The organism is Marinobacter salexigens (genome assembly GCF_002806945.1).
Taxonomy (GTDB): Bacteria; Pseudomonadota; Gammaproteobacteria; order Pseudomonadales; family Oleiphilaceae; genus Marinobacter; species Marinobacter salexigens.
The window spans coordinates 479,860-493,082 of sequence record NZ_NIHC01000003.1; the positions used below are offsets into that span (position 1 = coordinate 479,860).

Annotated in this window: 11 protein-coding genes; 8 read left to right on the plus strand and 3 right to left on the minus strand. The window is 55.0% G+C overall.

All coding sequences use genetic code 11. The features are described from left to right. Positions 1-10 precede the first annotated feature (10 nt). The 5 genes from CDH47_RS07145 (at position 11) to CDH47_RS07165 (ending at position 4,536) form a co-directional block, all read left to right on the plus strand. Positions 11-925, plus strand: a complete 915-nt coding sequence (locus CDH47_RS07145) for a LysR family transcriptional regulator (protein ID WP_100639344.1) — start codon at positions 11-13, stop codon at positions 923-925. Further along, positions 918-2,210, plus strand: a complete 1,293-nt coding sequence (gene pepQ, locus CDH47_RS07150) for a Xaa-Pro dipeptidase (protein WP_100639158.1) — start codon at positions 918-920, stop codon at positions 2,208-2,210. The genes CDH47_RS07145 and pepQ overlap by 8 nt, the downstream gene beginning before the upstream one ends. Before the next feature lie 98 nt (positions 2,211-2,308). Next, positions 2,309-2,515, plus strand: coding sequence for a bacterioferritin-associated ferredoxin (locus CDH47_RS07155; protein WP_100639159.1), 207 nt, complete (start codon positions 2,309-2,311; stop codon positions 2,513-2,515). A 182-nt stretch (positions 2,516-2,697) separates the two neighbouring features. After that, positions 2,698-3,174: a bacterioferritin gene (gene bfr / locus CDH47_RS07160; RefSeq protein WP_100639160.1), complete on the plus strand. Its 477-nt coding sequence runs from the start codon at positions 2,698-2,700 to the stop codon at positions 3,172-3,174. Between the two features lie 9 nt (positions 3,175-3,183). Next, positions 3,184-4,536 (plus strand): phosphohexomutase domain-containing protein, encoded by a 1,353-nt coding sequence (locus tag CDH47_RS07165; protein WP_100639161.1) that lies wholly within the window; start codon positions 3,184-3,186, stop codon positions 4,534-4,536. 196 nt (positions 4,537-4,732) lie between these two features. Here the strand turns inward: CDH47_RS07165 and CDH47_RS07170 are convergent, their stop codons facing one another. Both CDH47_RS07170 and CDH47_RS07175 read right to left on the minus strand, forming a co-directional pair. Next, the gene (locus CDH47_RS07170; RefSeq protein WP_239985624.1) at positions 4,733-5,860 is read right to left on the minus strand and encodes a phospholipase A; all 1,128 of its coding nucleotides are present in this window, start codon (positions 5,858-5,860) and stop codon (positions 4,733-4,735) included. Positions 5,861-5,882: 22 nt separating this feature from the next. Further along, a complete protein-coding gene (locus CDH47_RS07175; RefSeq protein WP_100639163.1) occupies positions 5,883-6,221 on the minus strand; it encodes a hypothetical protein in 339 nt (112 codons plus the stop codon). A gap of 198 nt (positions 6,222-6,419) precedes the next feature. Here CDH47_RS07175 and CDH47_RS07180 point away from each other — a divergent pair, with 198 nt between their 5' ends. Then, on the plus strand, positions 6,420-6,833 hold the full coding sequence (locus tag CDH47_RS07180) for a c-type cytochrome (protein ID WP_100639164.1): 414 nt from the start codon (positions 6,420-6,422) through the stop codon (positions 6,831-6,833). Positions 6,834-6,903: 70 nt separating this feature from the next. Here CDH47_RS07180 and rep read toward each other — a convergent pair whose 3' ends face one another. Next, positions 6,904-8,922, minus strand: a complete 2,019-nt coding sequence (gene rep, locus CDH47_RS07185; protein ID WP_100639165.1) for a DNA helicase Rep — start codon at positions 8,920-8,922, stop codon at positions 6,904-6,906. 147 nt (positions 8,923-9,069) lie between these two features. Here rep and CDH47_RS07190 point away from each other — a divergent pair, with 147 nt between their 5' ends. Both CDH47_RS07190 and CDH47_RS07195 read left to right on the plus strand, forming a co-directional pair. Beyond that, a complete protein-coding gene (locus tag CDH47_RS07190; protein WP_100639166.1) occupies positions 9,070-10,806 on the plus strand; it encodes a putative bifunctional diguanylate cyclase/phosphodiesterase in 1,737 nt (578 codons plus the stop codon). A gap of 47 nt (positions 10,807-10,853) precedes the next feature. Then, on the plus strand, positions 10,854-13,199 hold the full coding sequence (locus CDH47_RS07195) for a Tex family protein (RefSeq protein ID WP_100639167.1): 2,346 nt from the start codon (positions 10,854-10,856) through the stop codon (positions 13,197-13,199). Positions 13,200-13,223 lie beyond the last annotated feature (24 nt).

Below are 13,223 nucleotides of genomic sequence, written 5' to 3' on the forward strand. Positions count from 1 at the left end.
TGGGGAGCCCATGGAAATACGTTGGCTGGAAGATTTCATGGCGCTGGCCCGCACCCGTCATTTTTCCCGTGCTGCTGAACTTCAGCACGTAAGCCAGCCCACGTTCAGCCGCCGAATCAAACTGCTTGAAGAAGCCATGGGTGCAACACTGGTTAACCGGCAGACACTGCCGTTGTCTCTGACACCTGCCGGAGACGTGTTTTTTGAGCTTTGTCAGCGAGTAACCCGGGATGTTCGGGACGTGCGCGGGCAAATTGCCAATATGGAGGCAGAGGTGTCTGCGCGCATCAGTGTGGGCTCAACCCAAGGGCTTTTTTCCCATTTTTATCAGAGTTGGGCCAGCGAAGCGGGTGTTGCAGACCGTCTTCAACTGAACTTGAAGACCACCAGCTGGGTGGGGGAACAGTTTCTCGATGCCCTCGACAGCGGCGAGTGTGATTTGGTGCTGTGTTACTGGCATCAGGATTTACCCTGGGGTGACAGATTGGGCCGGGGCGAGTACGAATCCATTGTCCTTGCTCGCGAGTGGCTGGTGCCAGTGAGTGTAGCCACGGAAAACGGTGAGCCCCGGTTTTCTCTGCCGGGGGCCGCAGGGCAAACAGTGCCGCTGATTGCCTATCACGGGCGGGGCTTTTTGCAGCCTGCCATTGAGGCGCACCTGTCGCGCAGTAACGCATCCGTACACCTTTTGCCGCTGAACGAAAATACCCAGTCGGCAAGCATCAAAGCACTGGTGAAACAGGGCTTTGGAATGGGTTGGCTACCCAGCCGAATGACAGAAAAAAGCGAACACTTTGGCAGCCTTACCCGGGCAGGCGACGAGCGCTGGGATGTGCCACTGGAGATTCGCCTGATCCGCTTGCGGGAACCCCGTTCAGGCGACCTTTTAACCCTCTGGAAAACACTGGAAAATCAACATGCCTGACACCGACCTGCTATCTCTTCAAATAGACCATGTGGGTATTTTGCAGAGCCGCTATGAGCAGGTTCTGGATGATCACGGCTATGACGGCCTGCTGATCAGTTCTGGCGCAGCTCCCTTGCGCTATGGCGATGATCAGTCCTGGCATTTTCAGGGTTATGGGCCGTTTTTGCACTGGACGGGGCTGGCGGGTTTCGAGCATGCATGGCTGCTGATTCGCAAAGGCAAAAAGCCACTGCTCTCGTTGCACCAACCGGTTGATTTCTGGCATGCGAGCCTTGAACTGCCGAAGGAGCCCTGGCTGGAAGAGTTCGAGCTACGCTTCAGTGAAAGCCCTTCGGCGCCTGCACTGGAAGAAATAAGCCAACTGGCGGTTATCGGAGATCCATCCTTGCTGACCGACTTGCCGGGTGATGAAAACCCGGGTGCCCTTTGCGCCAGCCTTGATGAAACCCGGGTGCACAAAACAGCCTATGAAATTGCCTGCCTGGCGCAAGCCAACAAACTGGCCATGGCAGGCCATCAGGCTGCCCGTGATGTCTTTCTGGCGGGCGCCAGTGAGTTTGAAATCAGTCTGGCTTACCAGCGCGCGACACAGCAGCGTGAGGTCGATGCGCCCTATAACAGCATTATTGGTGTGAATGAGCACGCTGGCATCTTGCACTACCAGTATTACGATACGGCAGCCCCTGTTAAATCCCGCAGCTTGTTGATAGATGCCGGTGTGCGATACCGGGGTTACTGTTCCGATGTTACCCGCACTACTGCGGGGGTTGGGGAAGGGCGCTTTGCGGCACTCGTGCATGGGCTTGAGCAATTGCAGTTCCGGCTCTGCCAAATGGTGGCCCCGGGTGTTGATTACCTGGAAATCCATCGTAAAACCCACTTGGGCATTGCCGCACTATTGAATGCAGCTGGGCTGGTGGACGACCTGAGCGACGAGAAGCTGGTTTCTGAAGGCATTACCCGGGCTTTTTTCCCCCATGGCATTGGCCACTTCCTCGGCGTGCAGGTGCACGACGTAGCCGGTAAACCGGTGGCGCCCCCCGCCGATGCGCCTTTCCTGCGCCTCACGCGAACACTGGAACCCGGCATGGTGGTGACCATTGAGCCGGGACTGTACTTTATCCCGTCCTTGCTGGAGCCGATATTGTCTGGCCCCCTCGGGCGCCACATTAACCGCCCTTTGCTTCAAGAGATGCAGGGGTGCGGCGGCATACGCATAGAAGACAACGTTGTGGTAACCGACACTGGATATCGTAACCTCACCCGTGAGGCCGAAGACTGACATCCGACGCTGCACAAAAATAATACAACAGGCTTGCAATCCTTGATGCTAATGATAATAATTATCACTCATTTTGGTGATAATGGTGAGATTGCATTATGTACGTATGCCTATGCCACGGAGTCACAGACAGGGACATCCGCGAAGCTGCTGAAAACGGAGTGTCATCCATGCGCCAGCTCGGTAAAGAGCTGGGTGTAGGTACTCAGTGTGGGCGCTGTGCCAGCATGGCTCGCGGTATTCTGCGCGAAAGTCGTTCACCGGATTACCTGGCTTTGGCGAATTTGTTAGCAAGCCCTGCCTGACCTGTCCGGCGTATATTTCCTTTCCGCAATTTTGTAATGCGCGCCAACGCGCTATCCTTGTTGGGTGACGAAAAAAAGTAATCAGGAACTGGCAAAACAGTTCTGATTGCTCACGAACCCGAATCTACCAGCCGGCACCTTTCCTGAGAGAGTCCTCCCGGTTGCGATCAAGGAGCGCTGCAATGAAAGGCGACAAGAAAGTAATCCAGTACCTGAACAAAATTCTTGCCAACGAACTGACGGCCATCAACCAGTATTTCCTGCATTCACGCATGTACAAAGACTGGGGCATCAGCAAGCTCGCAGCCAAGGAATACGAAGAATCCATCGACGAGATGAAACATGCCGATCAGTTGATCGAGCGCATTTTGTTTCTGGAAGGCCTGCCCAACCTGCAAGACCTGAACAAGCTTATGATCGGCGAGAATGTTGAGGAAATGATTGCCTGCGACCTCAAAATCGAACACATCGCCCACGTGGACCTTAAAGAGGCCATTGCCTATTGCGAAGAGGTTCAGGACTACACCACTCGCCAACTGCTCCGCAGTATTCTGGACAGTGAAGAAGAGCACATCGACTGGCTGGAAACTCAGCTGGAGATGATCAATCAGATGGGCTTGCAGAACTACATACAGCTACAGTCATCCGCAGCGGAGTAAATTCTTACAATGGATCTGTCTTGTTTCAAAGCATACGACCTGCGCGGCAGCGTGCCGGATCAGTTGAATCCGGATCTGGCCGAGAAAATCGGCCGTGCTTATGTCGAAATTACCGGTGCGAAAAAGGTCATTGTCGGGTACGACATCCGCCTCTCGAGCCACGAAATCACGGAAGCCTTGAGTTCCGGTCTCATGGCTGCGGGTGCCGACGTGTTCGATATCGGCTTGTGCGGTACGGAATATGTGTACTTTGCTACCAGCCACTATGGAATGGACGGCGGCATAATGGTCACCGCCAGCCATAACCCCAAACATCATAATGGCATGAAGATGGTCGGCCCTGAATCCCGGCCGATCAGCTCGGACAACGGTTTGAACGACATACGCGACCGGGTCAAAGAGCCGTTTGCTGATGCGCCGGTGCAAGGCAGATACGAAACGTTGGAAGTGACCAGCGCATACATCGACCATCTACTGGGTTACGTAGATGCTGCCACGTTGAAACCGATGAAAATCGTCGTCAACGCAGGCAACGGTGGCGCCGGCCTGGTGATTGATGAACTGGAAAAACACCTGCCATTTGACTTCATCAAAGTACATCATGAACCAGACGGTAATTTCCCCCACGGCGTGCCAAACCCTATCCTCGAAGAAAACCGTGCGGCCACCGCCGACGCAGTGATCGAGCACGGTGCAGCAATGGGCATCGCCTGGGACGGTGACTACGACCGCTGCTTCTTCTTCGACGAAAACGGCCGCTTCATCGAAGGCTACTACATCGTCGGCCTGCTGGCGGATCAGTTCCTGCGCAAAACCGGCCCAGGTAAAGTTATCCACGACCCAAGGCTGATCTGGAACACTCAGGACCTGGTAGAAGCCGCAGGTGGGCAAGCCATCGAAAGTAAAACCGGTCACGCCTTCATCAAACAGCGCATGCGCGATGAAGACGCCGTATACGGTGGCGAAATGAGCGCCCACCACTATTTTCGAGACTTCGCCTACTGCGACAGTGGCATGATCCCCTGGCTACTGCTCGCCGAACGCCTTTGCCAGTCCGGCAAACCCTTCTCATCCCTCATCGACGCCCGAATCGAAGCTTACCCGGCCAGCGGCGAAATCAACCGCACCATCGATAACCCACCCGCGGTAATCGCAGCCATAGAGGAAAAATACGGTGCCGACGCAAAAAGCGTCAGCTACGTAGACGGCCTCAGCGTGGAATTCGACAACTGGCGTTTCAACCTGCGTATGTCCAACACAGAGCCCGTCGTTCGCCTGAACGTGGAATCCCGTGCTGACATACCCTTGATGAAAGCGAAAACTGAAGAATTGCTCGCAGAAATGGAGCGATTGAATAAGTAATTGATACAGAGACGGTGGCTATAGCCAAAGATGGCGTTGGCCACACAGCTTGGGGCCGGGGTGCCGGAAGGGTGTTCGGAAACTGTGCGGAGCCATGGATGGCGGAGCCAAGCGTACACGGACGTATTCACAGCGTGTTTCCGAACACCCTTCCGGCATCACGGTCTTGCACTGAAACTGCGGCTAAGCACCAAACTCAAAGCCAGTCGTTCAGCATAATCCCAAGCCCAAACCGCTCAATCCGATGATTGTAATCAATCAGACTCTCGCCATACCCGTTGTAATACTGAAAGAACCCCTTGATCGTATCGCCAATAGGGAAACTATAACCAAATTCCACAGACGTACGGTTATCCGAACGAAGATTGTTCATAAGCTGCAGGGAAAAAGTCCGATCCTCTGCAAGCTTGTAAACAACGTTGTAGTTGGCGTACCCCAGATACTTCTCAATGTCCGCATTGTCGTCCTCGCTGGCGCTCTCCGGAATTCGGTACCAGGGCCGTATAGCAAACAGCCAGCGATCATAAGTAACGGCGCCGCCCACTACAATCCGGTTCCAGCTCCGTGAACGGGGTTCCGATTGGCCGTTGGACTGGTGATTAAGGCCAATCGTTAAACCGCTAAGCGTCAAGGGGCCCAGGTTCAAATTCGTCTGATGGCGGAGAAAAACTTCTGGTTCGTAATTGGTCTCTCGGAACGGCGCAGACTCGTCCTGGTTATAAACCTGCCAGAATGAACGCTGGGTATAACCGAACCATAGCGTTGTGCGCTCATCCAGCCAGCCTGTCAGCATGGGAACCTTGAAGCTGATCTGATATTTGGCTTCCTCGTTTTCAAGCCCGTAATCGTAACCCGTCGCGCCCAGCCTGGGGCTACTTGGCGTTTTGTTGGGGGCATCCACCCAGGTGATTGGCATGATGTAAGTAGGGCGATGGCTAATGAAACTGCCCGAGAACGAAAACAACGCTTTCTCAGCGGAGAAAGATTGATCCACTATGTTGGTCATTACGCCACTGTCGGGATCATCCTCGTCGTTGATCTCAGCCAACCGTTTCCGGTTCTCCCGGTTGGGCGCCAAAGTGTCGGCTGCTTGCTCAGCATTTTCAACGGCCTGTTCGCCCGCCTGTTCGCGAGCGGTTTGTGGATCGTTGAAGAGGTCGTAGCAGGCCAGGCGCTGCACACCCTCCTGAATCAGGGCGCAGTCCTCAAGGGAGGTTGCCAGACGATCGTCTGCGGGTATTGATTCTTGCGCAATGGTGAGCGCCGGCCAGAGCATTACAAATGCTGCAGCCATTGAGACCCGTGTGTTAGGACGATTGTTCATACTTCGGACCTCTCTATGTTGACTATGATGCATTGAGGCTAAGCCAGGTGCTGGCAATGCCGTAAACCCAAACACTGATCAGGGTCAGGGCCAGTAACGAAAAAACAACTTTGTGGCGGAGGCTATTGGTCGCACTCGCGGCCACTACCCAGCGCAGGTACATAAGGCCAATAAAACTGATGAAAACTACCAGACTGGCAAGCGCGGGTATCAGCAGCCACGCCGGATTGATACTATGGCCGGTGTCGGTCTGGCTCGAGAACCAGCCCATAGAGGCCAGCAGCAAAGCCAGTGCACTGAATTCTGCAATCAGCAGTGCCTTGCGCAGCGGGTGCGAGGCAGGTTTCTCCGGGTTATTCATGGGGCGGATCCTGGAAATTCTTGAGTAAGCTGCAATATGGTAACCGGATGGCCTGAAAGAGTCTCCACGCTTACGAAATGGCAATAAAATGGTGGAAATCAAATTATGATTTTGCTATTCGGTTTTTTTGCCGGGGTTCAGTCGCTATAATGCGGCGTCTAAAGATTATAACGCTCAAATGCGAGGTGCATTGTGAAGATGAAGAGAGTCCTGGCTGTTGTATTGCTTGGTTTCGGTATTACTGCCGGCGCCGTTATGGCAAGTGTTGATGATGAAATCCGCGCGCGCATTCAGCCGATTGGCGAAGTGTGCCTGCAGGGTGAAGAATGTGGTGAAGCCGCTGCTGTTACCGAAACCGCCAGCGCCGGGGCCCGGTCCGGCAGCGAGGTATACGACGCGGTATGCATGGCGTGTCATACCACAGGCGCGGCAGGTGCGCCGGTAATTGGTGATACCGCCGCCTGGGCACCTCGCATTGACCAGGGCATGGAAACTCTGTTCAACCACTCTCTCAATGGTTTTAACGCGATGCCGGCCAAAGGCGGATGTGCCAGCTGCCCTGATGAGGAAATTACGGCTGCAGTGGAACATATGGTGGCAGAGAGTCAGTAACTCTCAGGCTCCCACCATTAAAACCCCGCATAGGCATTCTACAATGCAACATATGTGGGGTTTTTGCGTTTTATAGCCCCAAATCGCCTAGCAGGGCACTTAGGGTTGCCTTGCCTTTCTTCTGGTTGGCTTCAACGTCCAGATCTCCGGTGCCCTCCCAGCGCACATCGTCTTCGGGCAATTCGTCCAGAAAACGGCTGGGAATGGTCTCTATTTTTTCGCCATATTGCCTGCGCTGGGCGGCATAGGTAAGAGTCAGGGTTTCTTTTGCACGGGTAATGCCCACGTACATCAGGCGCCGCTCTTCTTCTACATTGCCTTCTTCAATGCTGGATCGGTGCGGCAGAATTTCTTCCTCCAGCCCCAGAATAAACACATGGGGGAACTCCAGGCCCTTTGATGCATGGAGTGTCAGCAGTTGTACCTTGTCGCTGTCATCCTCTTCCTCCTGTTGCTCCATCATGTCCCGCAAAATCAGCTTGGTGATGGCGTCTTCTATGCCCAGCTCATCTGCGGTGCCCTTGCCATCCTCCAGCATGTGCTGGATCGATTCCACCAGATACCAGATGTTCTCCATGCGGCGCTCGGCTTGTTTTGGCGTTCCGGAGTGCTGATGCAGCCATTCTTCGTACTCAATATCCGTGAACAGTTGCTTGATGACGGGCACCGGGTTCTCGCTGTGCAGGCGTTCGCAGGTGACATCCACCCAGTGGGCAAAACGGCGCAGACGATCCAGCCCCTTCTCGGTTACGTGAGACTCGGCTCCCATGTCACTCAGGGATTTAAATAAGCTTACGTTGCGCGCCCGGGCGTAATGGCTGAGCTGTTCAAGGGTGCGCGGGCCGATTTCACGCCGCGGTACGTTCACTACCCGCAGGAATGCGGCGTCGTCATCCGGGTTAATCAGCAGGCGCAGGTACGACATGGCGTCCTTGATTTCGTTTTTCGAGAAAAACGATTGCCCTCCCGAGATGTGATAGGGAATCTGGTAAGCCTGCAGCTTCATTTCCAAAAGACGGGCCTGGTGGTTGCCCCGGTACAGTACGGCAAAGTCTCTGAATGCCAGTCCCTTTTTAAGCTTTTGGTCGAGGATTTCTGTCGCCACTCGCTCGGTTTCTGCATCTTCGTTGCGACACCGCACAATGCGGATTTCATCGCCGATGGTGTGGTCGCTCCACAGGGCCTTTTCAAACACATGGGGGTTGTTGGCAATAACCGTGTTAGCGGCCCGCAGAATGCGTGAGGTGGAACGATAGTTCTGCTCAAGCTTTACAATCTTCAGGCTCGGGAAATCTTCCTTCAGTTGGGCCAGGTTTTCCGGCCGTGCGCCACGCCAGGCATATATCGATTGGTCATCATCGCCAACAACGGTGAACGCCGCGCGCTCGGCAACCAGCATCCTCACCAGTTCGTACTGGCAGATGTTGGTGTCCTGGTACTCGTCCACCAGCATGTAGCGTATTTTTCTGCGCCACTTGGCCAGCACCTCAGGGTTGTTTCGGAACAATTGCACAGGTAGCAGGATCAGGTCGTCAAAGTCGACCGCGTTGTATGCCTTCAGGTACTCGTTATAATGCTTGTACACGATGGCGATGCGCTGTTCCCGCTCATCCGCCGCTTTGCTGTATGCTTCTGCGGGTCCGCGCAAGGCGTTTTTCCAGGATGAGATGGTCATCTGTACATCATTGAGCTCGTCACCTGCGTCGGCGCTGGCCTCTCGAAGCATCAGATCCCGTATCAGAGCCTTGGCATCCTCTGCATCGAAGATCGAAAATCCCGGGTGGTAACCCAGGTGGACATGCTCCTCCCGGATCATGTTCAGGCCAAGATTGTGGAAGGTGGAGACAGTTAACCCGCGGGCGAGTTTGCGGTCGACAATCCGGCTCACCCGCTCTTTCATCTCGCGGGCTGCCTTGTTGGTGAAGGTAACGGCGGCAATGTGGCGTCCCGGAATGCCAAGGTGTTCAATCAGGTAGGCTATTTTGCGGGTGATTACGCTGGTCTTGCCGCTGCCAGCACCGGCCAGTACAAGCAGGGGGCCGTCTGTGTAGCGCACTGCTTCATTTTGTCGCGGGTTTAGTTTATTCACGAATACACTGCCAGAATGGTTTGAGACGGGGGATTCCTCATCAGGACATTAGTCTACACCAGCCAGACTTGCTGTACCTTGCCGATCCATCAGCTATCCTTTTAATAGAGCAGTTTTGTTGCACACGCACCCACGGACTTTGGATCAATGATATTACCCTTGGAAACCGTCGAGCACGACCAACTCCGCCTTCTCGTTTTGACACCGGATTATACCGATTTTCTATGGCTCAATGCGCTGCTCGCGGATGACCCGGAATTTACAGCAGATTCAACCTGGTGCCCGGAGCTTGTGGAGTGTGACGATCTTATCCGCAACGCGAAGTTCGATATTGTGGTGTGGGACTGTGCGTTTCATGGTGGTTCGGAGACCGCGTTTTTGCAGTACCTTGCTGTGGCCAGTGGCGACCGCCCTGTCTTGGCATTGGGCGCTGAAGCGCCCCGTGAACGCGCGGAAGGCTTGCTTTCCGGTGGTGCGTCCGATTATTTGAGTCGACAGGAACTTGATTCCTGGAGCTTGCGCCGGGCAGTAAAGTGCCTTTGGTATCGGGAGCAGTTGGCAAATTCGGCCCATAGCCTTTTGGGCCGAGGGATCGCAAGTGGGTTCATTAACCGGGATTTGTTCTTTGACAGGTTGCAGCAAGCGTTGCACAGAGCTCAGCGGGGGAGGCATCGGCTGGCGCTCTTGCATCTCAATATCGACGATTTCCGCAGTATTAATGAGTCCTTTGGTTACCAGCAAGGCGATCAGTTGATGATCAAAATCGCGGCCAAGGTTCGGCAGGCGCTGCGTCGCGTGGACTCCCTGATGCGCATAGGCGGGGACGAACTTGCCATTATTGTTGAAAAAATGGAAGACACGCTGGATGTGACCCAGATTATTCGCAAAATTGTTCAGGTCCTCGATGAGCCCCTAACGATTAATAGCCAGAGTGTGGTTGTCAGCGCCAGCTTGGGTGTCGCCACCTATCCGGAATCCGGAGACAGCCCCGAGAACCTTATGCGCCGGGCAAATCGGGCGATGTTTGAGGCCAAGCGGGATCCGGGCAGCAGTTACCGCTTCTACGACCGCCAACTGCACATTTCAGCCGGGTATCAGCTCCGACTGGAAGCGGATCTTCGCAATGCGCTCAGAGGTAATGAGCTGGAGCTTTATTATCAGCCAAGAATCGATCTGGCCAGTAATGAGGTGCGAGGTGTTGAATGCCTGTTGCGCTGGAATCACCCGGAGCGTGGGCTGGTGGGGCCGGATGAATTCATTCCCGTGGCTGAGCGCAGTGGATTGATCGTTCCTATTGGCTATTGGGTGATAGAACAGGCCTGTAAGCGCCTGCAGGAGTCTGCGGAGATCGGGTACCCCGGGCTGGTGTTTGCGGTCAACCTTTCATTCCGCCAGTTTCACGATCGCAAGATGACGGAAACCATATTCCGCATCATCTTCAACGCAAATGTTGATACCAGCCTGCTGGAACTGGAGCTGACTGAAAGTGCCATGATGCACGATCCGGAATACGCGCAACGCTGCTTACGGGAACTCAACCAGCTGGGTATCAGTTTTGCGCTGGATGATTTTGGTACGGGCTTTTCCTCCCTCAGTAACCTCCAGCACCTGCCAATTTCACTGGTTAAAATCGACAAGTCGTTTGTACAGGCACTTGGAAAGTCTGCCGATGCGGAGCACATTATCCGCGCGATCATCAGCTTGGCCCACAGCCTCCAAATCAGTGTGGTAGCCGAAGGTGTGGAGACTGAAAGTCAGCTTGAATTTCTGCGTCAGCAGCACTGTGATGAGATCCAGGGTTATTTCTATGCACGCCCCATGCCCTGGGCCGACCTTGTACAATTCATGAACAAGCGGGGCGAGTCCGCTTGCCTGCAACTGTAAGCCGCTGTACCTTTGCTGCTTTATCAGAAACGCATCACAGAGGTTGCATGAACAGTATCTCCAGTCGCATTGCCGACGAACTTGGCGTACGCGAGCAACAGGTTAATGCCACCATCGCCCTGCTGGACGAAGGTTCCACCGTTCCGTTTATAGCCCGTTACCGTAAAGAGGTGACCGGCTCTCTGGATGACAGTCAACTGCGGTCGCTTGAAGAGCGACTGCGCTATCTCCGGGAACTGGAAGACCGACGCAGCACCATCCTCAAGACCATTGAAGAACAAGGCAAGCTGACCGACGAGTTGCGTGCCAGCATAGAAAGTGCGGATGCCAAGAACCGGCTGGAAGATCTGTACCTTCCTTATAAGCCAAAGCGCCGCACCAAGGCCCAGATTGCCCGGGAGGCGGGGCTGGAGCCTCTGGCTGACGCACTATATGGCGACCCGACACTGGAGCCGGAAGCCACAGCGGAAGGCTATATCAACGCCGATGCTGGCGTTGCAGACACCAAAGCTGCCCTCGACGGCGCCCGCTTTATCCTGATGGAGCGCTTCGCGGAAGATGCGGAGCTCCTGGGTGCACTGCGGGACTTCATCTGGCAGCAGGGGCAGTTGAAAGTCACCGTGATTGAAGGCAAGGAAAACGAAGGTGCCAAGTTCCGGGATTACTTCGATCACGTAGAGCCCTTGAAGAAAGTGCCTTCGCACCGGGCTCTGGCGATTTTGCGGGGTCGTAACGAAGGTATTCTTGCTTATACCCTGATTGTGGCTGATGAGAGCGACGATCGTCGCCAGCCGCATCCTGCAGAGCAACGCATTGCCGCGCACTGGAACATTCGGGATAGCGGCCGTGCCGCCGATAAATGGTTGTCAGAAGTGGTGCGCTGGACGTGGCGGGTAAAGCTGTCGACGCAGATCGAGACAGATCTCATGGCCCAGGTACGTGAAGCTGCTGAAACCGAAGCCATCAACGTATTTGCAGCCAACCTGAAAGACCTGCTGCTGCTGGCGCCCGCCGGGCCGCGCCCGACTCTGGGGCTGGATCCCGGACTGCGCACTGGCGTGAAGGTGGCCATCATTGACGGCACGGGCCAGGTAGCAGGGCATGGCGCCATCTTTCCCCACGCGCCTAAAAACCAGTGGGACAGCTCCATCGAAAAACTCGCAGCCTGGTGCCGTGAATACAAAATTGAGCTGGTGGCCATCGGTAATGGCACAGCCTCCCGCGAGACCGAAAAGTTGGTGGGCGATCTCTGCAAGCGCTATCCGGAGCTCAAGCTGGCACGGATAGTTGTGAGTGAGTCCGGGGCGTCGATTTATTCCGCTTCCGAGTTTGCGTCCAAGGAATTGCCAGATCTGGATGTGACCGTTCGCGGTGCGGTTTCCATTGCCCGCCGTTTGCAGGACCCACTGGCCGAACTGGTGAAAATTGAACCCAAGTCCATTGGCGTTGGCCAGTATCAGCACGATGTTTCCCAGGTTCAGCTCTCCCGTAGCCTGGATGCCGTTGTTGAGGACTGCGTGAATGGTGTCGGTGTTGATTTGAACACGGCCTCTGCGCCTTTGTTGGCGAGGGTGTCGGGCCTCAATCAGACCATCGCCCAGAACATCATCGAATACCGCAACCAGAACGGCATGTTCCGCAACCGCAAGCAATTGTTGAAAGTGCCCCGGTTGGGCGCACGTACATTTGAGCAGGCCGCCGGCTTTTTGCGCATTGCCAGTGGGGAGAACCCGCTGGATCGCTCATCGGTGCACCCGGAAGCCTACGGGGTGGTTGAGAGCATCGCAGCAAAGAGCAGCCGTAAAGTTGAAAATATTGTGGGCGACTCAGCGTTTCTGCGTGGTCTGAATCCCCAGGACTACGTAACAGATCAGTTCGGTGTGCCGACCATTCGGGATATTCTCTCCGAGCTCGAAAAGCCAGGCCGCGATCCGCGCCCGGAATTCCGTTCCGCAAGCTTTGAAGAAGGCGTGGAAACCCTGAGCGATCTGAAGCCTGGGATGGTCCTGGAAGGCTCGGTTACCAACGTGACCAATTTTGGCGCCTTTGTAGACATCGGCGTTCACCAGGACGGGCTGGTGCATATCTCTGCGCTTTCCCATACCTTTATCAAAGACCCTCGGGAAGTCGTCAAGGCCGGGGATATTGTGAAGGTCAAGGTAATGGACGTGGATATTCCCCGCAAACGGATTGCGTTATCCATGCGAATGGACGACCAGCCAGGCGAAAAAACGGATTCAAAACGGACGGCTTCCGGCAGAGCGGCCGATAACCGTGGTGGGCAGCCAACAGGCAAACCGAAGCCCCAGGGTCAGAACAAGGGCGCTGACCGGGGTGCTATGGCGGGGGCTCTGGCACAGGCATTTGCATCCGCCCGCAAAGACAAACGCTAAGCGATTTCAACTAATTCCAACAGC